The sequence below is a fragment of the Njordella aestuarii genome, assembly GCF_056494165.1.
Genome location: NZ_CM151397.1, coordinates 2,307,926 through 2,329,857 on the forward strand (window position 1 = coordinate 2,307,926; position 21,932 = coordinate 2,329,857).

A 21,932-nucleotide genomic window follows, 5' to 3' on the forward strand; every position below is an offset into this window, starting at 1 on the left:
CTAGAACGATATGGGACGAATTCAATCTAACATCGGTCTTATTACCGGTACTGATATCAAAGGAACCGTCGACCAACTGATTGCGTTGTCGTCGATTCCGCGAGATCGCGTTCAATCGCAGGTTGAATCGTTGCAGAAGCAACAAGTCGTTATGGCCGAACTGACAGCCTTAGTTGTCGGCGTCCAGCTTCAATCAAGCCGACTTGGAAGCTTGGCCAATCTATCTACGGTTAGCGTTTCCTCATCCAATGATAGTATCGTTAAGGCAACGTCGACAGGATCTCCAGTTCCGGGCAGCTTTTCCGTCCGGACTGTGCAAACGGCCCAATCGTCGTCTCAGATCAGTTCGGTTTTCGCGAGCTCATCGGCAAAGCTTACTGAAGGCGATCTGAATGTTCGCAGCGGAGGATTTGTTGATAAGTCGGTCACTCTCGATTCCCTGCGTGGCGGGGCTGGTATCGAGCGGGGAAAGATTCAAATTACCAATCGCGAAGGAAACTCGCGCACCGTCGATCTAAGGTTTGCTTCGACTTTAGAAGATGTTGCCAAAGCGATTAACGCGACCGATGGGCTTCGCATCAATGCATCCATCTCCAACGATCGGCTAGTGCTAGCGGATTTGACGGGTGCGACGAGTTCAAATCTAAAGGTCGAAGAGGTCGACGGCGGAAGAACCGCTGCAGACTTAGGTTTTACTTTCACAGACGCTGCGGCCAGCCAAGTAACCGGTGATGCGATCGCGTTCCTTTCGGAAAATTCAAGCCTAGAAGATCTTCGCGATGGCCGCGGAATTGATCTTGCCGATGGAAATGACATAACGTTCACATTGGCAAATGGATCGACGGTGGATATCGACATCAATGATGAAGATCCTCCCAAGACGATCGGTAAACTGATCGATGCCATAAACTCTTCAACCGAGTTAGTCGAAGCTCGCATTGCATCTGACGGCGTTTCGCTGGAAATCGTCGACAAGACGACTGGCAGTGGCACGTTTGGTTCGTCGGGAGCTTTGTCGGATTCATTAGGGCTTACTGGTAAAACAGCCGCTGGCGGAGTGCTCGCTGGCAATCGAATTCTATCGCCGGTCACCAGCGTCCTGTTAGGTTCGCTCAAGGGCGGAAGTGGGTTAGGCGAGCTTGGGGCGATTTCAGTTACCAATCGCGCTGGGACGACGACTTCGATCGATTTGTCAGCGGCGCAAACGCTAGACGACGTGCTTGATACGATTAACAATTCTTCGGCCGGTGTTACCGCCAGTTATAACCGATCACGAACGGGCATACTGATCCAAGACATCAGCGGTTCCACTGCGAATAATTTGATCATTGCCAATGGAGATGCGACGAACACTGCCGAGAAGTTCGGTATCGAAGTAAACTCTGCCGAGTCGAGTGTCGATGGCGGGGCGTTAGACTTGCAATACATTACGCGTCAAACCAAAATCTCAGAATTGAATTACGGCGAAGGCATAACGCTCGGCAGTTTCACGATCACCAACGCGGCCGGACAAAAATCGAGCTTGAACCTGAGACTTGATACACCTGAGACGCTGGGTGACGTAATTGATAAAATCAATAATCTGAACATTAATGTCGAAGCGCGGCTGAACCAGACGGGCGACGGATTCTACCTGGTCGACAACTCTGGCGGTGCAGGCTCACTGACTGTGGAAGATAGTCCCGGTGGCAGCGCGGCAGCGAGCCTTGGGATCGCTGGCACTTCCAGTTCCGTTGAGATCAACGGAGAAACAAAGATCGCTATCGAATCGAAACAATCGTATTCCTTAGCTGTCAGTAGCGATGACACTTTGGAAACCTTGATTGCCAAGATTAAGGACGACGACAGGTCCCCGGTAAATGCCTCGCTGTTGAACGTCGGCGGCGGCGCTGTTCGACTGATCTTAACATCGAAAAAGAGTGGGCTTGAAAATCGCGTCTTTGTAGATGGCGCATCGATCGGTTTGCAGACAACTCAGTCGGCTCAAGCGCGAGATGCTGTAATCGCAATTGGTGCCGACGGTGAAGGCGGCGGGACGCTCATCCGCTCGGCGACTAACAACTTTGACAATCTGGTGTCAGGAATTTCGCTGACTGTAAATGGCGTTTCGGATTCGCCGGTTACGATCGAAGCAGACAAGACGTACACTAAAATCGAGAGCAACTTGAAGCTCTTCGTCGATCAGTACAACAAAGTCGCCGAGAAGCTGAAAACGGAAACGACTTACGATCCTGTGACGCAGACGACTGGCTTTTTGTTCGGCACGGGCGAGGCGTTGCGAGTTGAGCAAGGATTGTCTCGTTTTATTACGTCGCGATCCATTTCCGCCGGCTCGATTCAGTCGCTGGCTCAGTTGGGTGTTGAAGTCGGAGAAGACGGACAGTTGAACTTGAATTCTTCGAAACTTAACGCGGCTATTTCCAAAGACCCAGATGCGGTGATTAAGTTTTTGAGCGACGAGAAGGTCGGCTTGGCGGCACGAGGCAAGCAGATGTTCGAAAGTTTGGTGGGCGTCGAAAACGGTGCTTTGGTCTCTCGAAACACAGCACTCCAGCGGCAAATCGAAACTCGCACGGAACGAATCGGCTTCCTCAATCTCAAGCTCGAACGCGAACGACTTCGTTTGACAAAGCAGTTTATTGGCATGGAAACCGCCATTTCCAAGCTGCAAGCAAACTTTGATGGCTTGAATTTATCGATCTACGACGGGCTCTTTTCGAATCAATAATTCGCGAACGAATTAGTCTCTCTGAACACCGTCATGCAGGCCGTATTGTCGTAATTCGCATTGACGACTCTACTTTGCGGGCTCACACTACGGTCTGGCATGAGCATTCTTAAACCGTTCTGCCGCTTATTAATTGCCAGTTCTGTAGCCGTCTGAGACCATGAATAATCAAGAGCTTTTCCAACAAACCGCCAACCAATTTGGCGTAAGCGTCGATGCCGTAAAGTGCATGTGGGACGCGCTGCGTCGCGGACATGGTACGATGGCCCAGTTCAATATTCAAGAGTTGGGCGGGTCCGGACAATGGATGGCTGGCGGCATGACCATGGTCGGCGACATGTTCAATTATGGTCTGAAATCGAAAGTAGATGGCATCTGTTACGCACTTAGCGAAGCGGCCAAAACGGCACCGCCAGACTATCCTACTGGTGGTTATGGCGGGTCATTCCAGAGCCAGTCGAGCGGCTATCCAGGGACAAATTTCGCTTCGCAAAGCAGCAGCGGAAATTGGTGGCCTTCCGATCTTGGTTTTCCCAACAGTGTCGGCAGCCAAAACAATCTACAGTACGCTTACTTTTCGGGAACAAGGCGATTAGCGGTTAACCAAGGTGGCAGCGTCACCATTTACGATACTCTTGACCACAATATTGGCGGCGTTTCCCAACAACAAGGCGGAAGCGACTCGTTGACTTTTTCCAGCCAGTACGGCACGATTCGCGTCGCCGACTTGCCTGTAATTTCATCGCCGAATCAATCGACTCAATCGTCCGGTTCCAGTGCCCAGTCAAATGACTTTGGCTATCAAAACCAGCAGCAAAATAATGCGCCGGAGCAACCGCAGTATTCGTCGCAAAGTCAATCGAGTCAGCCGTTTCAACAGACTCAGCAAGACTCGACTCAGAATCAGTCATCACAATCGAATTGGCAGCAACCGCCGTTGAGTCCGCCGGTTGCAGCACCGGAACAAACGCAAACTGCACCTGAGAGCTTCCGTCAGCAAAGTACGATGACCGAGGATCCGATTTCGTTGTTAGAAAAGCTTGGAAAGCTGCGCGACGCTGGTATTTTGACCGACGACGAATTCAATTCCAAGAAGTCCGAGTTGCTCAAGCGTATTTAAGCGTTTCGAAAAGGGAGCTTCAGTTGGCGTGCCCAGTCGAACCGTCTCCCGTAGCTGCGTCCGCCAAGAACGCGGTCGAATCTGGGTGAGCTTCCCTGATCTGTTGCAAACTTGCGTCTCCTAGAACTTGCGTCTCCTGAAAACGGGTGCCACTGCCGGCTTGTCCAGCAGTGCTCGTGGCGAAACGGCAAAGCTTTCCAACACTTCACCGGCTTCTAGGCGAAGCCAGCTACGATGCGCTTGATTTGCGCTTGCCGCCGCCTAAAGGCGGTACTACGAACAATTCCTGAAAAGGGTGCCACTGCTGGCTTGCCCAGCAGTGCTCTTGGCGAAACGGCAGAGCTTTCCAATAGGAGAATTGCGGAGCAATGGCAGATAAAAGCCTGGGACGTGAGTCCCAGGTCCGCAAGCAATAAGCGCCCTGAGTCGCGGAGCGACGGCAGATCGATCCTGTTGCTGAGACTCTACTGGCGTCGCTCCGCGACTCAGGAATCGTTTCGGTACGCTACCTGGGGTTCCGCGAAACTCGCCTTCTGCTCGTTTTGCTCCACCCCAGGCTAGAATCTGCCATCGCTCCGCGATTTAATGAATGGACGACCACGTCCCCGGCTTCTTGGCGAAGCCAGCTACGATGCGCTTGAACAATGTGCTTGAACAATGAGTTTGCAAAATCTACAAACTGCTATTGGCCATCAATGGTACTGACGAAGCGGAAGTTCTCACCAAGTTTCAGCTCTTCTGGTTCCAATGACTCCCGCGGAGGCATCTCGATACGAATATAAGCGTAGGCCACTTCGCTCTGCGGCTCTACGAGCATGTCTCCGCCTTCGAATCGATCCACAACAATCTCTGGTTTATCCGGTGTAACCACGAAGCTCCGTTTCCGATTTGGAAAAATAGTTACATCGATGTCGGTTGCGGCATCGCAGTAAAATCGAATAATTGCCCTTTCAGCTGACGGGGGAATCGCAACGCGAAATGGCATTCCGGTTTGAATCTCTTTACCGCTGCGATCAGCGAGGGAAACTACAAATCCATAGGGATTTTTTTGCGTGTATCGACTGTTGGAACCAACATGGATCAGTTCGGTCTGATGGGCATATTGAAAAGCGGTTGTCTTGCGTAGCAGCTCAGTAAACCTGTTGTCTGGTATAGCCTGGCTTATCGGGGATTGCGGTTGTTCAAGACTTTCGGGAAAGCTTGAGCTGCGAAAAGATGCCATGGTAGGGACGAACTCATACTCAAGTGCATCGACGATCATATGCTGCGTCATCTGTTCATACAATCGGTTCGTCATCTCGAACAATCGGCTCGGTTGAAGGCCTTCACGCAAATCCTTCACTTCGTTGCTAAAATGCAAGTAGACGGGAGCAGGAGTTAGGCGGATTTTGACTCTTGGTAATTTGGCAATTTCGGTCCGATGTCCAAAGCTATCTACAACTGTACTCACCGAGGGATGTAGCCTGCCATCCCGTGTAAATACCGTTTCTACCGTATTGTCAAACTCCAGGAACCTTTCCACACCTGTCGTCCAAGCTACGATGACATGCCGCTCGAAACTGAAGATAGCATAGATTCGAATCTTCGAATCTTGACAAAATATTCTTTTGACAAGGGTTGGGCCTGGAGGAAGTTGTCGAAGAGCTGTCTTGACCATAAATCCGGCCTCCGTCAACTTACCGTCCGAGTCCCAGATCGTTTCGTGCTGCGAACGTTGCTCGACGGGGCCATCATCAGTTGATTGTTCCAACGGTGAAGCGTTCAAGAAAGTCACGTTTGAACCGGCACAATAAGATGTTAAGGCATATTGAACGAGTTGAGCCGATTCGTTGCTGTAGTCGTTGATCGAACGCGTATTGAGTAAGGGCGGTTGAATCGTCCACGTCTTTGCCCATGGCGCTTTCGCACGGATGGATTTATGAACTAGAGTCAAATAGTTGGCGAAAATCCCGCGCGTCGACAACGAGTCCAATGGACTTTCAATCGCAACATTGTCGGCCGCACGCAAAGCGAATTTGGACTCTGCTGATTCACTGAATGGAAAGTGTTCAATCGTAGCATCGTTCAGTTCAACGGCCGCGACGGCGGTCTCTAGGTTTTGATCGACTGCAAGGGCTGCATTCCTGCCCACGTCGAGTAGTTCCGCGTATTGCGCTAGAGATCCAAAGAACATACTATGTTCTAATCCACTATCGTCGGGCCGATTCCATGGTTGAATCACATCTATCTGGGAGAGACCTGATACTTTGTCCTTCGTCAACAGTAGGTCCTGTTCCACTTTCTCTGCGCCAAATCGCATCGAAAATTGCTTGATTGCCTGCTCAAAATGACTGTTCTTGGAAGGCGGAAATGATCTTCCGACCTGGGAGTGGAACTTATTTGCCACCGAACTCCAATCGGGAGTTTTCGAAATGACGGCAACTACTTTAGTGTCGCGGTCTAGTGCTGCCAGCGTCTGGGCGAGTGACTCTCTGCGATCTACAGGTACTGAATCAAAATCAAAGACGCTTTCCGAAGGATTGAAGTCAGCCCAACTGATATCGGTCACTCGTGCCCAACCAAATCCAAGTTCACGCAAATCCTTAGCACGCTGGCCGTCAGAAATATTAACACCGAAACGTTCACGCACGGATTGCTCAACGACCTCTCCGCCATCGACCAAATAAGGAAAAGTATCCGTGGTAGATCCGAACGCATGTTGCGTGGACAAATGAACGACATAGTTGCCGGGCGCTATAGACTTATTGGACTTCAGTTTGACGCTTGCAATCGAACGAGCGGCGAGATTGACAGAAGTTTCCTGTTTGATTTCAAACGGCTGGGCGGTCTCACTACCGGATGATGTAGATACAATTACCTGAACGACGTCGCCATCGTAAGAATCGATTCGTATCGAGGAAGCGAGCTTCACGTCAATCGGCTTGTCGCTCTTGTTCGTTGCGACCAAGTTCAAGGTAAGTGAATCGTCGTAGTTTCGATGTGGATTTCCAATCGGAGTTAGCTCAACCGAATCTTCTGTTGCCGAGCTATCGAGAATAGCGGTAAGAGCATCGAAAGCGAATCGTGTGGGGCCTGTTTCCGTTGCTCTTGCGATCGCGAAAATGGTCTGAATCGGAAGTGATACCTTGGGCTCGCTGTCGGATGATTCGTTTTTGGCGGCAAGTGTAAAATCTGCGAGCTCAGCGGTAATCTTTTGCCAAGCATTGCCATGCGGTTTGACCAAGTGCACAAACGCTTTCCCGTTGGCGTCAATGACCATCAACCCAGCTTCGGATATGTTCGTGCACTGACTTCCGTCAACATACAGTGACAGAGCATGCAGATCATTGCGAGATTCACGATCCAGTTCGATGCGGATGCCCGCGTCCTGCTGGTTGGCAACCGCGTTTACAAAGATTTCGAAAGAGCCAAAGGGAGCGTTTTCATTTGGCTCTAAAACAACTTCATGTATGGTGGTACCAGTTATTTTGTTTGGAAGCGTAGAGCTTTCTGCTGCGTTCAGCAGTATTTCCAACCGTGGAACGTCCTGGGCAATCAGGCTGTGTTCCGAGAGGACCGCCAGCGACAAACATAACAAAAGATTTGGGAATTCGAATCGACCAACGCACGCACGCATCATACTTACGCCCTCATAATTGGTTTGGCCCGAGCTGGTAGAGCGCTTGAGTATACCATGTTTGATTCGTGACACCACGCTTACGGGGCCTTATAGGAAACACCCCCGTAGCTTCGTTCGCCAAGAACGCGGTTGAAGCTGGGTGAGCTTTCCTGATCTGTTGCAAACTTGCGTCTCCTGAAAACGGGTGCCACTGCTGGCTTGCCCAGCAGTGCTCGTGGCGAAGCGGCAAAGCTTTCCAACACGCCCTCCGGCTTCTAGGCGAAGCCAGCTACGATGCGCTTGACTTGCGCTTGCCGCCGCCTAAAGGCGGTACTACGAACAATTCCTGAAAACGGGTGCCACTGCCGGCTTGCCCAGCAGTGCTCGTGGCGAAACGGCAGAGCTTTCCAACACTACACTGGCTTCTAGGCGAAGCCAGCTACGATGCGCTTGATTTGCGCGTGCCGCCGCCTAAAGGCGGTACTACGAACAATTCCTGAAAACGGGTGCCACTGCTGGCTTGCCCAGCAGTGCTCGTGGCGAAACGGCAGAACTTTCTAATACATCCCCGGCTTCTACGCGAAGTCAGCTACGTCGCTTTTGTCCGGTACCAAGCGGCGAGCTTTGTTGGCGGCACTCCACAATAGTAGGCCGCCACGATTGCCTGATTCATCAAAAAGGTCTTAAAGTAGCCGCGTTTTCTCCAGCGACGATCGCTTGTGCTTACCGCTTCTTGCGCTATGACAATTCGGCCGAACTTCCTCGCCCGTGTGCAAAATTCGAAGTCTTCCATCAGCGGCCAGCAACGAAAGCCTTGCATCGCATGAAAACGATCAGCCATCATGAAATACGCTTGGTCGCCGTACGGTTTTGAACACCAAGCCGATCGCAGATTCGCTCCATAGACGATCATCTGCAGGGCCGGCGTACAATCTGTTACCCCCAAGCGAAATGCGCCCATCCCGACTCCCGGAACCAGCGTGTCTCGCACAATCTGATCGTATCGATCTGGCACTCGCGTATCAGCATGCAGGAACATCAACGCGTCGCCTGTTGCAAGCACTGCCCCAACATTCATCTGCGCGCCACGTCCGCCTGCTGACGTAACCACGATAGCGTTCGCTTGCGCCGCAAGCTCGACGGTTGCATCCGTGCTGTGACCATCCACGACGATCACTTCAACGGGTTCTGCAGCGGCCGAGACAAGTCGTTCGATTGTTTGCTTGATGCAGGCGGCTTCATTGCGCGTCGGGATAATCACCGATAATCGGTTGCACACAGGCTCTGGAATATTCGCGTCAAACCGATTAAGCTCGCTTCTCAGCCCTACCAAATCCTGTGCAAAATCAACGTCGCTTAATGGCTCCAACGTTTTGTATCGCCATCGATTCGCGCGGAATGCAGCTTTGGTTTGACTAAGCACCTGTTCGCTTCCCCAATCAATCCCAGTAAAGACTCGCTGCCATGCGCCGCTTGCCTGTTGATCGGACGCCGATCGATTTAAACCCATCAAGTAATAGCCGCCGTCGGTCGCAGGGCCGAGAACCGCGTTCAGACTGCTTAGATGCTGGAATGCACCGGAGAGGTGTTCGGTTGTTAGCCAAGGGCAATCGGTACCGATGATTGCGAGATGTTCGACTCCGGACTCAAACGCGGCGCGACTGGCGGCCAGCAAGCGTTCTCCGAGATCGCCGGCATGTTGAGGAATGTAAGTGAAATCGCTGCCAAAGACTTCGGACATGCCGGCGATGTCTCCGCCAGCAAAGTGCACTTCGATGTCGATGTTAGACCGTGCGCGAAATCGTCGTAGTGTTTCAAAAGTTTTACGCGCAAGAGCCGTATGAATCGATGTTGCTGTTTCGTTGCCTAACGTCGAAACCAACCGCGTCTTCACCTTTCCGAGTTCAGGGAATCGAGTGAATACGATTAACCGGGCCTTGGTCATACGCAATGGCTTTCAAGTGGAACTGACGAAGACGCCGACTCGTGGACTAGCATTTGTAATTGTGATCGCCGTAAAAAGTGTTACAATCGAAATACAGGTGTAAGCATTTGTGAGATAGCTCACAATTTAAATTTCTCCAGACTGCGAGGGTAGCGATGAGTTTCCGATTTGCAAAGGGACTGACTTTAGTGGCGGCGGCTTTTGGAGCCACGGTTTGTGTGACAGCTCAGGATCGCGTTGTTTGGGCTCAGCAAGATACTGCTCGCTCAAAATCTAACGCGCCGCTCGAGGTAGGTGACAAAGCCCCCAATTTTAAGCTCAAGAAACTGGACGGTAGTCAGTTTGAGTTGGCTAAAAACCTAGAAGACGGTCCGACTGTGCTCGTGACTTTACGTGGCTTTCCAGGCTATCAGTGTCCGGCGTGCACGGGTCAAGTCGCGGATTTTGTCGCTGCACATGAAAAGTTCCAGGCTCATAAAGCAAGGGTGATCCTTGTATACCCGGGGCCAGCCGCCAACTTGGACGTTAAAGCCAAAGAGTTTTTTGCAGAGACAAAACTTCCTGAGAATTTTACCGTATTGCTCGATCCTGATTACAGTTTCACCAATGCATACGGCCTGCGATGGGATGCACCTCGCGAAACCGCCTATCCAACCACAATCTTGCTGTCTGAAAAGGGCGAAGTAAAGTTCATCAATATCAGCAAGTCGCATGGTGGGCGTGTGCCAGCCCAGCAGGTAGTCGATCTGCTGCAATAACACGGCAAGCGTCGAAGACTGCGAAGACTGACGTATCACGAGCACCCGCAACCATGCGGCAATTGTGTATATGCCGCAACATTGGGCGTTTTCGTCCGGTTGCGGACCTGTTAGAATTTCGCTCTGGCAGAATGGCAGTCCCACCGACCTTCCATTGAATAACACGGATGGCAGTTCAAACAGATCAAAAAACAGTTCTACTGCGGCGGCTTCAAGAAGTCGTGACACAACGCATTGTTGTGCCGGAGGAAAGGGCGAGATGGGTGGCTGATATAGCTGCCTTCACACTAAATAATTCTCCAGCCATCGACCAGCAGAATTTTTCGAAGATTTCACAGACTGACCTCACGAATATGATCGTCGCGTATGACGAAAAATTCTTTGACGGCAGCTGTATCGGCTTGGCAAGAATCTACGGGATGAGCTTCCGGCTCAGTTCGCGGATGACGCGAGCTGGTGGCAAGACGACGCGTACGACTTATCCGGCCTACCTTGGTCAGCCCGAAAAAGTTGACTATGAAATTGCTCTTTCGACAAGCTTGCTGTTTCAAACGTTCCGCGGGAACGATCGAATGATCCGCGTCTGCGGACTGCCGTGCGAAAATCGTATGCAAGCCATGCAGCGGATCGTGGAGCATGAGCTGATTCATTTGGCGGAAATGCTCGTCTGGATTCACAGCGAGTGCGCTGCATCTCGTTTCCAGACAATAGCCAATCGTTTGTTTGGCCATACGGAGCATCGTCACGAATTGGTCACGCAGGCAGAGCGTGCAAAGAAAGAGTTCAACATTCGGCTCGGCGACGTAGTCAGTTTCCGCATCGATAATGCCGAGAAGCGTGGCCGAGTGAATCGTATCACGCGGCGAGCGACTGTATTGGTCGAGTCGCCGAAAGGCGTGCTTTACAACGACGGTAAACGCTATGTCCGGTACTACGTGCCGCTGAATCTTCTTAAACCGGTTCGCCCTTAAACGAAACGAACCGCACGGACTTTCATAGTCAATGCGGCTCGGAATTATGTTCAGTCTATCTGTTTGTTAAGCAGATTTTACTAGCTTACTTCGGTGGCATAATGACAGTATCGATGACGTGGATGATACCGTTGCTAGCCATGATGTCAGTCTTAACGACCTTGGACTTGCCGTTCAAGTAGACCGAGCCGTCCTTGACGGAGATCTGGATCTTCTCACCGTTTACGGACTTAGCATCTTCTGATTTGACTACTGCAGATGCTGGAACTTTGCTAGCAACGACGTGATACGTTAGAACGCTAGCGAGCTTTTCCTTGTTCTCTGGCTTCAGCAGATCGGCGATCGCTTCCTTGCCTAGCTTTTCGAATGCTTCGTTGGTTGGTGCAAAGACGGTGAAAGGTCCTTTGCCTTGAAGGGTTTCGACAAGGTCAGCAGCCTTTAGGGCGGCTACGAGCGTCGAGAAGTCATCGTTACCGACGGCGATGTCAACGATTGACTTTTCAGCCTTCTCCGAGACAGCGGCTGGTTTGGTGTCGTCGGCGGAAACTGTTGGTGCATTGAAACCTGCGATAGCGACTAGTGCTAGTGGCAGTACGTATCGAATCTTCATCTTGTATTACCCGTGTGCTTTTTAGAGAGTGTTAACTGGTGCAATTGAACCGACATGTGTAGGCCTCCACACGCACGGTTCAGAAACAGACGATTGAGCTGCAGCGATTAAGCGTTCATCATGGTGAACGAATCGCATCGCGTGTCTTCTGTAGGGATGGTAGAAGGCTGTCAAGCAAAAATCGAAATTTTTTGAAAAGTCGCACCAGTTTAAACAACAAATGCATCGTAAGCTGGTTTCGCCAGAAGCCGGGGGCGTGTTAGGAAGCTTTACCGTTTCGCCACGAGCACTGCTGGGCAAGCCAGCAGTGGCACACTTTTCAGGGATTTGTTCGTAGTACCGCCTTCAGGCGGAGGCACGCGCAGCCAAGCGCATCGTAGCTGGCTTCTCCAGAAGCCGGGGACGTATTGGGACGCTTTGCTGTTACGCCACGAGCACTGCTGGACAAGCCAGCAGTGGCACCCTTTTCAGGAGACGAAAGTTTCAGGAGATGAAAGTTTCAGGAGATGAAAGTTTCAGGAGACGAAAGTTTGCAACAGATCAGGAAACTCACCTCGATTCAACCGCGTTCTTGGCGAACGCAGCTACGAAGGAACGCAAACGCATCGACGGTGGCACACTTTTCAGAATCTCAAATGCCTTGAAAACGGGACGAAACCGACCGGCTAAATTCTTCGGATTTGGTCAGCTCTTTGTTGACGGTTTATCCACACAATGGCGACCGCGAATTATGAACGGGCGATGAAAAATTCCTGTTTGTGCGAATCTCCCTAAAAGTGGCGTTGTGCCGACAACGGCAGACAAGTTTTGCACAAGTAATGACCCAAAAACCGGAATCGAAAATTGACGGCAATGCTAGCACTACTACAATCCGGTCCTGCTTTGAACGCGAAGGCGGAATCTGATCGGTCGCGTCAAAGAGGCAAGAATGCCAAATGGAATGTAACGCAGGGAACAGAATCACAAAGTCGACATCAACACCGTTAGTTGGCCTCAAGGGATAATTGCTTCCCTCAGGCTCGCTGGCGACACGGATGGCGACAAACTGATTTCAGGTGCGTTGCAAGCAAATTCGCGATATAAACTGGAACGCGGCGGGTAGAAATGAATCTTCTCCAAGGATTGAAGTCAAGCGAGCGCGAGGTGTCATCATCTCTCGCTTATGCTTACCAGAGCGACAATTCCAATAGCTCGAAAAGCCTTGATTCTGACAATCTTCTGGAGACTTCGAACGCTACGGAACCAGCAACAACCGACGTTTCTGAACAATTGCTGGCACATTTGTTGCTTAAGATCGGCCAGAACGCATTTGACCTATGGTTCCGCCGAAATACGCATGCTGAAATTGCGTCCGGCGACCTCTATCTGGAAGTCGACAGCGATTTCTTGGTTGATTGTATCCGCAGCTTTTGTTTCAAAGAACTTCGTGAAACGGTAACAGAGCTCTACGGAGCCGCAACCGGGATCGTCGTCCGCCGAAATCAGTCCCATGTACCCAAGATGCCTGCCTCACCCGCGGCCTTGGTCGCTAGACCGCATTTAACGGCTTTCAGCGGCTCGCCATTGCAAGTGGCAGTTAACGAATCAGTTGTAGTGCAGCCGCTGGTCGTCTCACAGCCTGCCGCCCACAGCCGACAGGTTGTACATAACCAAGTTCGCAAAGATACATTCGAACACGCCAGCGTTTCCGGGATTGCTCACTCGATCGAGCGCCCAACGTCAGTTAATGACCGAAAGTTTGGTGGTCAGCCAGTGTCCGCTCGCGCAGCCTTGCCTGCAGCTCGCAAACCTGTTGCCCCATTCTTGCCAGGCACATCCAATCGGCTCGCGATGACTGCCAGCGAGATGATTATCGAACGCCCAGGCGAATTGGGGCCGTTGTTTATTCATGGTACCAATGGCGTTGGTAAATCGCACTTGACGAAGGTGATCGCCGAACAGTTAAGGGCTCGGCACGGTTTGCGCCGCGTCATGGTCATGACTGCCGAACAGTTTACGATCGATTTCTCCGAGTCGACTCGCGGAGCTGGCTTTGCTGCGTTTCGCAAAAAGTATCGTGACGTGGAAGCTCTGCTGTTAGATGACGTCCAATTCTTCCTTGGCAAAGTACAGACGCTTGCGGAACTTCGCAACACGGTTGATGATTTGCTGGGGCGTCGTCGTCAAGTTGTCTTCTGTGCGGATCGTTCGCTGGCCGATCTCGTCGGACTGGGCACCGACTTGCATGCGAGACTCTCAGGCGGAGTCACTTGTTCGATCGATTTGCTTGACCGCAACTTGCGGCGAGATCTACTTCAAGAACTGTGTAAACGGCATCAAGTCAACGTGTGCGAGTCGACGTTGAACGATTTAGCTGACAGCACTTCCGGTGACGGTCGCTCGATTTATGGCGTCGTCTTTCGCATGATGGCTCAGCAACGCTCCAACGGTGGTACGCTTTCACGAGAAGAAGCATTAAACTGCACATTGGATTTAATTCGAGCTAGCCAACCGATTGTTAGGTTGTCGGATATCGAGCGTGTTGTGTGCGATACTTTCGGCATTGAGCCAAAAAGCTTGAAGGCGAAGAGTCGTTGCAAGAGCGTAAGCGGACCGCGAATGCTCGCCATGTTTCTAGCACGCAAACATACTGCGGCAGCATTTTCCGAGATTGGCCAGTTTTTCGGCAACCGCCAGCACTCAACTGTGATTTCGGCTCATAAACGTGTTGAGGACTGGGTCAGCAGCAATGAAAAACTGGCGCATCGCAGCGGCACTGTCAGCGTTCGTGATCTGATTCGCAATGCAGAGTCAATGTTGCAAGTTGGTTGACGCTGGAATCTGCCAGTTTGTTGTTAGGCTGCTGAGTATTGCGGGTCGAAGCAACCGAGCCTATGTGTTTCGAGCTGGCAAGATTTGCTGGCATCGCGGCTTTCGTAACTAGTGCAGCCGCTAGAGGACAGATCTGGCTGCTGTGTCAGATGTCTCGGTGGTATCTTTGGCGAGAACCGTGTGCCGAATCGTTTCGATGGAATTGTGCAGGCGGCGGAATACTCGAAATGCAGCGACGACGCCAATACCGCTCGCACCGACCAATGCAAAAAGAGCCGGACGGACGGGCGCTTCTTGAACCAGCAGCAACACAAGCGCAACCAGTGGTACACTGATTGCCAGCAGCAATATCCAGTCGCACCGGCGCAGAAGCCTTTTCGATCTGCCTTCAAAAGTGGCGTCTTTGAATTGATCGCCGACCAGCAAGCCGTACCAGCACTCGATTGAGATCAAGGTCATCAGCAAAAACGGATATGTGCAAGCGATGGCACCGCAAACTGCCAATGAAATCAAGAAGTGCACGGCATCGCTGTATCCAAATTTGTCCATTTGTAGGGCGAGCAACACGGGGAAGCCGATCCCCGCTGTGCCCCATAGCAGCATGCTCAACCCTGCGGCTTTGCTGCCAACGCTGCAAGCTCGTTCCAAGTACTTCGAGGTAGTTTGCGACCGACGTCGAAATCGCTGCGCGACATCTTTACTGATCGGCCACGCAATTATAACAAACAGTAACGCACCAGTCGAAAATGAAACGAAATTTATCAGCGTCGAAGTGCGAATAAAGATGTCGTTGACTTCAGGGTGTTTATTGATCAACCACGTTTGGTTATAAGCATAGTTGAACCAACCCGCCAAAGCGTTTGGCAGGAAGATTGCCACCGCGGATGTTAGCATGGGTCGCTGGCAGATGAATGCTCGCCAAGCTTTGGATTCGGGGTGCATCAGCTGCCATGCCCGGGGTGAACCGCATAGACGAAGCTGCCCGCCCAGCAGTGCAGCCGATCCGATCCGAGTGTCGGAATTTGCGTCCAAGCCTTGCTTCAGCACGTTCACAACTCGCTCAAATTGCAGCGACATACGTGGCAGCGTTGGTAATTGAGGTTGGTCTAAAATGCGGTGCTGACGCATGGTCTCAATTGTCGTTTGCCAGTCGTTGAGCAATTGATCGGTAGGCCAAGGTGTGCGTAAGACCAACAGTTCCCATAACACAGTGCTCAGTGAGAACACGTCGGAGCGTTCATCCAGTTTGTCTGCGTTCATCGGTGACGTTGGATGAGTAGCCTGCAGTTGTTCAGGCGACATATACAACAGGCTGCCACCAAAGTAGCTCGATGCATCGCCAGCACAGACCTCTTCGGCAAAAGATACATTGAAGTCCGCCAATTTGCAGATGCCTTCGGCCGTTAGCAAGATGTTGGCAGGTTTGATGTCCCGATGCAACACTCCCGAGGAGTGCGCGTAGTCCAACGCAGAGGCAAGTTGAATTCCTAATTCGATCACGAGATCCAGCCAACTGAGTTTGGCGATTCGGCGTCGACGCTCACTTTCTTCCGGGAAAGGGATTTCTGCAGCCAGCAAGTGGCGATCTATGGACGCAAGTAGAGTTTCGCCGCTCAGTTCGCTCCACTTCTTCCCCGTTGCCAGATTAATGACGTCTTGCAACGTCCCCCCTGGCGCATACTGCATTGACAGCATCATGGCGGATTGGTCGGGCAAAGTGCGTACATCGTAGACGCGCACGATATGGGGGTGGTCAAGCTTGGCAAGCATCTTTGCTTCATCGCCTCGATTCTCCGACACTTTCAAGGCGACCATGCGTTGCATGCTGGCTTGACGGCAAAGAAAAACGTTTGCGAACGAGCCACGCCCCAGCACTTTGATAAGCTGAAAACCTTCGATTTGATCTCCGACGCTCAGCCGACTAGCAAAATTGGCAGAGACTGATTTGGCGATCGTTGTTTCGCCGACCTTAAGAAATCTTTCCAGGCCGCTCCGGTGTATCGGAAATTGTTTCAGGATTGGACCGGGATCAAAATCCTTTGAGAGTTTCTTGAGCCTGATCTCTTCGACGATCAGGTCTAGCGGCGCCCCGCCAGTGCATTGCCCAAGTTCTGCAAAAGCTTGCACGTAATCTGAGGTAGCGATGGGCAACTGCAAAGCGGTCCGGCGGCGCATGTGCAATTTCGCAAGCTCGATAAGAGTCAAGCTGCGGAGTCCAGAAGGTGCCTGGGGTAAGAACTGTTGAAGGTCGGCCGGTACCATATCCCCTTTTACGAGGTGTTCAAAGCGTTGCACCTGAGCTGAGACGCTATCAAAGAGTGCAACACCTGGTACCATAGTCGAGTCGAGTATAAGCGCGATGTAAATCGATTCGCTTAAGGTTACCCGCGAAAGCGATCAAGCCAAGACGGCCTTATTTCGCTTCATCTTTTACGGTGCAATGAAAGCCAGCCGCCAGCATTGCGTTCACGAGCTCTTTGGCGTCAAATTTTCCAGAAGCCGTAAAGCTTGATTTCTTTGCAGCAAGCGTCGTTGACTTGATCCCGTCAACTTTACCGATCGCTTCTTTGATAGCGGCGTTGCAACCACCGCAACAATTGTGGATTCCTTCGAGCTCAAGCGATTCAACGGTTCCTTCTGGGGTCTCGACCTTTTTGAAGGTGACCAAGTCGCTGTCTAATTTGCCGTGAAAACCGGCTTTTGTCATCGCATCGATCGCTTTCTGAGCGGTTTCTTTGTCCTTGGCAGCAATCTCGGCTGTGCCTTCATCTTCGCTGACAGTGACACTTGCTCCCTCCACCGACTTAACCGCCTTTTCCACCGCCGACGTGCAAGCGCCGCAGCAAAGGTGCATTTCTGATACTTTCAGTTTGACATTTTCGTCAGCCGCCAGCAGAAAACTTGTTGAAACAGTTAACGTTAGAACAGCAAAGGCTTGCTTGAGCATCTGATTTCTCCAAAATAATGGCATTCCAGTCCGCATTAACCAATTAATGCAGTACCTTGTCGGCCGTGTGGTGTTAAAATTGAAGCCAAAACGCGGTCCAAAGGGAGACGATTAGGCCAATGGTAAACCATCCGATCGGCATGCCGTATCGTAGCACACCTCGACGCGTCGCAAAACGAAAAAGGCTGCGTGGCGTTGGCAAAAAAAGAAAGTTTGATTTGTCTCCCCCGTTACGGTTAACCCGCGTTTGTGCAGCAGACTAGAATTTACCGTAGCACCCCGCCAGCCTAAGTACTCGCCGCAGTCGATGCCCCGGCACCGTCGAGAAACTTTGTGCAGGAGACTCAATTGTCCTCCGCACAACCAGCCTACGAACCGCAGTCCTCTTACCATAGCGATAAGTGTTGATCTTGATGAAGTCTCGAATTCCAGTTTTGCGCTCCCGACTCTTGTCAACGATGGTACTCGTCCCATGTTCAGCGCTGAACGTGTTCGCTGATGATGCGACGCCGTCGCCGGTTGTCTCGTCGACGAAAATAGAGCGACTTAAAGGGGAGATCCAGCCGCTACTAGAATCGCGATGTTACGACTGCCATGCACACGGCGCGAGCGAGGGTGGAATAGCGTTTGATCAGTATAAGACGCCAGAGGAGCTTGTGGCGGACCGCAAGTTGTGGAATCGAGTCTTGCGGATGGTGCGTTCGGATATGATGCCACCCAACGGCGAGTCGCTCGACGCCGCGCATCAGACTCTTATGACAGATTGGGTTAAACGCGGTGTTATGCAACTGGACCCAGCCCGTCCCGATCCAGGTGTCGTGACTGTGCGTCGTTTGAATCGTGTTGAGTATAAGAATACGATTCGCGACTTGTTGGGAGTCGACTTCAAGGTCGAAGAGAACTTCCCATCGGATGATGCCGGGCATGGTTTTGACAACATTGCGGATGTACAAACAATTTCGCCGATCTTGCTGGAGAAGTACATTTCGGCTGCCAATCGAATAGTCGATGAAGCGGTTCCCAAGTTAGGATGGGTTCTTGCCGAGCAATTTGTACCGGGAAAGGACTTCGTTGCAGATGAAGGCACTGAGCTAGAGCAGAATGGAAGTCGAGTTGCGCTCTCGTACTATCTTCCGGCCACACTCGTAGGTAAGCTCGACGTCAAACACTCCGGGGCGTATAACGTCGAGTTGCACTTGGGGATTGACGAGACTTACGTCGACAACGTTTTTGACTATAACAAGTGTAAGCTTGTGTTCAGTATCGATAATGGGGTCGCGTGGGAGCAGGAGTTTGCACGGGAAGGGGATAAAACGTTTCAAGCAAGATTGGAGCGTGAACTAGAGGCTGGCGAGCACCAGGTTTCGTTTCGGCTTGAGCCCTTGACCGATGAAACTAAAGTTCGCGACCTGAAATTGCTGGTCCATGGCGTAAAATTGATTGGGCCCACGGGGGATGATCATCTCGTTCGCCCGCCCGATTATGCGAAGTTTTTTCCAGAGGACGTTCCAGAGAGTGACTCTGATCGGCTAGCCTATGCCGCACGGATTCTAGAGCCCTTCGCTCGCAAAGCATTTCGTCGGCCAGTGGATGCTGAATTCATTGAGCGAGCTGCCGCGTTCGCGCTCGAGAACAGCAAGATGCCTAACGCAACGTTTGAGTCGGGGGTGGCCGCGGCGATTGCGGCAATCATTTCTTCACCGAGATTCATCTTCCGCGAAGAAGGTGTTTTGCAGGGTGCCGAGGCGGGTAGCGTCGCTGCTTCTCAAGAAAAGTCTAGTGAATCATGGCATATTGCTCAGCTGGATGATTATGCATTGGCTTCACGTTTGTCGTACTTCCTTTGGTCATCCATGCCGGATGAACAACTGCTCGAACTGGCGGATAAAGGGGAGTTGCGGCAGAATTTGGTGCCGCAGGTCGATCGGATGTTGGCCGATTGGAAGGCATTTGCTTTCACCCAGAACTTTGTAGGGCAATGGTTGCGTTCGCGTGACATAGAATCGGTACCGGTGAATGCCGCTGCAGTGCTGGCACGGGACGCTGCTCCCGATCCTGATGCCGACAAGGCGCGTGAAAGATTTCGCGAACTGCGGCGCAAGGACGAGGCGGATTTGACCGAGGAAGAAAAGGCCGAACTAGTGGAAGCGCGGACGAAGCTCTTTTCAGGCTTCCGGCGCTTTCGCGGTTTTGATCTAAACTATGAATTGCGCCAGAGCATGCGCAATGAAACCGAAATGCTTTTCGATTTTATCGTCGACGAGAATCGGAGTATTCTCGAACTGCTCGATGCAGACTACACCTTCTTGAACGAGCGACTTGCAAAACACTACGGTATTGAAGGTGTTGAAGGCGACGAGATGCAACGCGTGGAATTGCCATCAGGGTCGCCCCGCGGCGGCGTCTTGACTCAAGGAACTTTCCTCGCCGTTACCTCAAACCCTGACCGTACTTCACCGGTCAAACGAGGGCTGTTCATTCTCGAAAACTTGCTGGGGACGCCGCCTGCGCCTCCGCCTCCCGACATTCCACCGCTGGAGGACGCACTCAACGGACGCGATCCTAAGTCGTTGACGTTGCGTGAAACTTTGGAGATCCATCGCCAAGAGGCTGTCTGTGCTGGCTGCCACAATCGCATGGATCCGCTGGGGCTGGGGCTCGAAAACTTCAACGCAGTCGGCATGTGGCGAGACAATGAAAGGCAAGATGCAATCGATCCGCAGGGCGAGCTGATTACTGGCGAAAAATTCACGAACATTCAAGAGTTGAAGTCGGTGCTCAAGAACGAGCGACGTGGCGAGTTTTATCGCACGATTACCGAGAAGTTGATGACATATGCCTTGGGCCGTGGAGTCGAATATCACGACCTGGACACAGTCGACGGCATTGTTGATAAACTGGAGAGTTCAGGCGGTCTGGCAAAGGATTTGATTTACGGGGTTGTCGAATCACCTGCGTTTACGCAAGTTCGCTTAAACAATCCCGAATCCTGAGCATCAATCAAGAACCAAGATCAACCGGTGGGACTTTACCGCCGACAATAATTAAAAGACAACGAAGAACCTATTTCCGAGGGGCAGGACGACATGGCTTTAAAACGACGATCATTCCTTCGCGGCATCGGCGCCGCAGTCGCACTACCGGCGTTCGCATCGCTCCGCCCCGCCATGGCCAGCAGTGCGAGTAAGCCATTGGCGATGACAGCGACGGGCGCACCTCTGCGTACGGCTTTCGTATACTTTCCGAACGGAGCAATCCCTTCCGCGTGGTGGCCAACGGGTGACGAAAAATCGTTTCAGTTCGGCCAAACTTTGGCGCCGCTGGAACCATACCGCGAGATGCTCCAGGTCATTAAGGGGCTTGAGCACCAGACAGCGGATGGCGGACCGGATGGGGCAGGTGACCACGCGCGTGGCAACGGGACCTTCTTAACCGGTGTTCGTTTGAAGAAATCCGCGACAGATTTATACGCGGGAACGTCAATCGACCAGATTCTCGCTCAGAATATCGGCGACCAGACCCGCTTTGCATCGCTCGAGCTAACTTGCGATGCTGTACGCCAAGCGGGCGAGTGTGATTCGGGATATGCCTGTGCCTATCAATTCAATCTAGCGTGGTCTTCGCCAACAACGCCAGTCGCACCAGAAGCGAGTCCCCGGCTCGTGTTCGAACGCTTGTTTGGTGAAGGCGATCCCGGTGAACGCTGGAGGAACATGCAAGCGCGACGCCAGCAGCAGCGGTCCATCTTGGATTTCGTTCTCGAAGACGCGCGCAGTATGAGCAGACGTTTGTCTTCAAACGACCAACGTAAACTCGATCAGTATTTGGCGGGTATACGCGATATTGAATCGCGACTTGATCGTTCAGAGAAGTTTGGCGAAGTTCAAGATCCCGGCATTCCGACTCCATCGTTGGTGCCGATGACGTATTCCGACCACGTCGATCTCATGTTCGAAATGCTTACCCTCGCCTTCCAAACCGATTCGACGCGTATTTCGACTTTGATGTTAGCTCACGACGGCAGCAATAGATCCTTTGGAGACATCGGAATTGTGGAAGGTCACCATGACTTGTCCCATCACCAAAACAAAGAAGATCGCATCGAGAAAGTCGCTGAAATTGACCTCTGGTACACCCGCCGACTTGCCGCCTTCCTAAAAAGGATGGGTGAGACGGAGGATGTCGACGGCAATTCGCTGTTACACAACAGCATGATCGTTTATGGTTCTGGAAACGCAGATGGCAATCGCCATACGCACAGTGACCTACCAGTCATTCTGGCGGGTGGCGGCGGCGGAACACTTCGTCCCGGCCGGTTTGTACAGAATCAGATGAGTCCGATGACAAACCTGTATGTTGCGATGGCGGAACGACTCGGCGTAGAAAGCCTACAAAGCTTTGGCGATAGCACTGGTTCCCTAACAAACGTGTAAGCAAAACCTGA

The 21,932-nt window shown here is 51.9% G+C and carries 12 protein-coding genes; 7 read left to right on the forward strand and 5 right to left on the reverse strand.

The annotated features are described in order from the left end of the window. Nucleotides 1-10: 10 nt before the first annotated feature. Complete coding sequence (gene fliD / locus SH451x_RS08870) at nt 11-2,728, forward strand: flagellar filament capping protein FliD (protein WP_479362093.1); 2,718 nt, start codon at nt 11-13, stop codon at nt 2,726-2,728. A 160-nt stretch (nt 2,729-2,888) separates the two neighbouring features. Further along, nucleotides 2,889-3,848, forward strand: coding sequence for an SHOCT domain-containing protein (locus SH451x_RS08875; RefSeq protein ID WP_479362094.1), 960 nt, complete (start codon nt 2,889-2,891; stop codon nt 3,846-3,848). Nucleotides 3,849-4,530: 682 nt separating this feature from the next. Here the strand turns inward: SH451x_RS08875 and SH451x_RS08880 are convergent. Both SH451x_RS08880 and SH451x_RS08885 read right to left on the reverse strand, forming a co-directional pair. Further along, nucleotides 4,531-7,467: a hypothetical protein gene (locus SH451x_RS08880; protein ID WP_479362095.1), complete on the reverse strand. Its 2,937-nt coding sequence runs from the start codon at nt 7,465-7,467 to the stop codon at nt 4,531-4,533. Between the two features lie 568 nt (nt 7,468-8,035). Then, nucleotides 8,036-9,391 (reverse strand): TIGR04283 family arsenosugar biosynthesis glycosyltransferase, encoded by a 1,356-nt coding sequence (locus SH451x_RS08885; RefSeq protein WP_479362096.1) that lies wholly within the window; start codon nt 9,389-9,391, stop codon nt 8,036-8,038. A 155-nt stretch (nt 9,392-9,546) separates the two neighbouring features. Between SH451x_RS08885 and SH451x_RS08890 the strand changes: the two genes are divergently transcribed. Continuing rightward, nucleotides 9,547-10,149 (forward strand): peroxiredoxin family protein, encoded by a 603-nt coding sequence (locus SH451x_RS08890; RefSeq protein WP_479362097.1) that lies wholly within the window; start codon nt 9,547-9,549, stop codon nt 10,147-10,149. A gap of 167 nt (nt 10,150-10,316) precedes the next feature. Next, nucleotides 10,317-11,120 carry a hypothetical protein gene (locus SH451x_RS08895; protein ID WP_479362098.1) on the forward strand — a complete coding sequence of 268 codons (804 nt, stop codon included), beginning with the start codon at nt 10,317-10,319 and terminating at the stop codon, nt 11,118-11,120. 85 nt (nt 11,121-11,205) lie between these two features. Here SH451x_RS08895 and SH451x_RS08900 read toward each other — a convergent pair whose 3' ends face one another. Beyond that, complete coding sequence (locus tag SH451x_RS08900; RefSeq protein WP_479362099.1) at nt 11,206-11,730, reverse strand: fasciclin domain-containing protein; 525 nt, start codon at nt 11,728-11,730, stop codon at nt 11,206-11,208. Nucleotides 11,731-12,834: 1,104 nt separating this feature from the next. On the opposite strand from SH451x_RS08900, the gene SH451x_RS08905 reads away from it, so the two are divergent. Then, nucleotides 12,835-14,541 (forward strand): DnaA ATPase domain-containing protein, encoded by a 1,707-nt coding sequence (locus SH451x_RS08905; protein ID WP_479362100.1) that lies wholly within the window; start codon nt 12,835-12,837, stop codon nt 14,539-14,541. A gap of 120 nt (nt 14,542-14,661) precedes the next feature. On the opposite strand, the gene SH451x_RS08910 is transcribed toward SH451x_RS08905, so the two are convergent. Both SH451x_RS08910 and SH451x_RS08915 read right to left on the reverse strand, forming a co-directional pair. After that, complete coding sequence (locus SH451x_RS08910) at nt 14,662-16,878, reverse strand: serine/threonine-protein kinase (protein WP_479362101.1); 2,217 nt, start codon at nt 16,876-16,878, stop codon at nt 14,662-14,664. Between the two features lie 76 nt (nt 16,879-16,954). Beyond that, nucleotides 16,955-17,488, reverse strand: coding sequence for a heavy-metal-associated domain-containing protein (locus SH451x_RS08915; protein WP_479362102.1), 534 nt, complete (start codon nt 17,486-17,488; stop codon nt 16,955-16,957). Nucleotides 17,489-17,976: 488 nt separating this feature from the next. Between SH451x_RS08915 and SH451x_RS08920 the strand changes: the two genes are divergently transcribed. Together SH451x_RS08920 and SH451x_RS08925 are read left to right on the forward strand one after the other, a co-directional pair. Beyond that, nucleotides 17,977-20,481 (forward strand): DUF1592 domain-containing protein, encoded by a 2,505-nt coding sequence (locus SH451x_RS08920; protein ID WP_479362103.1) that lies wholly within the window; start codon nt 17,977-17,979, stop codon nt 20,479-20,481. A 93-nt stretch (nt 20,482-20,574) separates the two neighbouring features. Next, nucleotides 20,575-21,921, forward strand: a complete 1,347-nt coding sequence (locus SH451x_RS08925; protein ID WP_479362104.1) for a DUF1552 domain-containing protein — start codon at nt 20,575-20,577, stop codon at nt 21,919-21,921. Nucleotides 21,922-21,932: the final 11 nt, after the last annotated feature.

Coding starts and splice junctions, on each gene's coding strand:
- fliD (WP_479362093.1), top strand. CDS start 11: ATGGGACGAATTCAATCTAACATCGGTCTTATTACCGGTACTGATATC.
- SH451x_RS08875 (WP_479362094.1), top strand. CDS start 2,889: ATGAATAATCAAGAGCTTTTCCAACAAACCGCCAACCAATTTGGCGTA.
- SH451x_RS08880 (WP_479362095.1), bottom strand. CDS start 7,467: ATGATGCGTGCGTGCGTTGGTCGATTCGAATTCCCAAATCTTTTGTTA.
- SH451x_RS08885 (WP_479362096.1), bottom strand. CDS start 9,391: ATGACCAAGGCCCGGTTAATCGTATTCACTCGATTCCCTGAACTCGGA.
- SH451x_RS08890 (WP_479362097.1), top strand. CDS start 9,547: ATGAGTTTCCGATTTGCAAAGGGACTGACTTTAGTGGCGGCGGCTTTT.
- SH451x_RS08895 (WP_479362098.1), top strand. CDS start 10,317: ATGGCAGTTCAAACAGATCAAAAAACAGTTCTACTGCGGCGGCTTCAA.
- SH451x_RS08900 (WP_479362099.1), bottom strand. CDS start 11,730: ATGAAGATTCGATACGTACTGCCACTAGCACTAGTCGCTATCGCAGGT.
- SH451x_RS08905 (WP_479362100.1), top strand. CDS start 12,835: ATGAATCTTCTCCAAGGATTGAAGTCAAGCGAGCGCGAGGTGTCATCA.
- SH451x_RS08910 (WP_479362101.1), bottom strand. CDS start 16,878: ATGGTACCAGGTGTTGCACTCTTTGATAGCGTCTCAGCTCAGGTGCAA.
- SH451x_RS08915 (WP_479362102.1), bottom strand. CDS start 17,488: ATGCTCAAGCAAGCCTTTGCTGTTCTAACGTTAACTGTTTCAACAAGT.
- SH451x_RS08925 (WP_479362104.1), top strand. CDS start 20,575: ATGGCTTTAAAACGACGATCATTCCTTCGCGGCATCGGCGCCGCAGTC.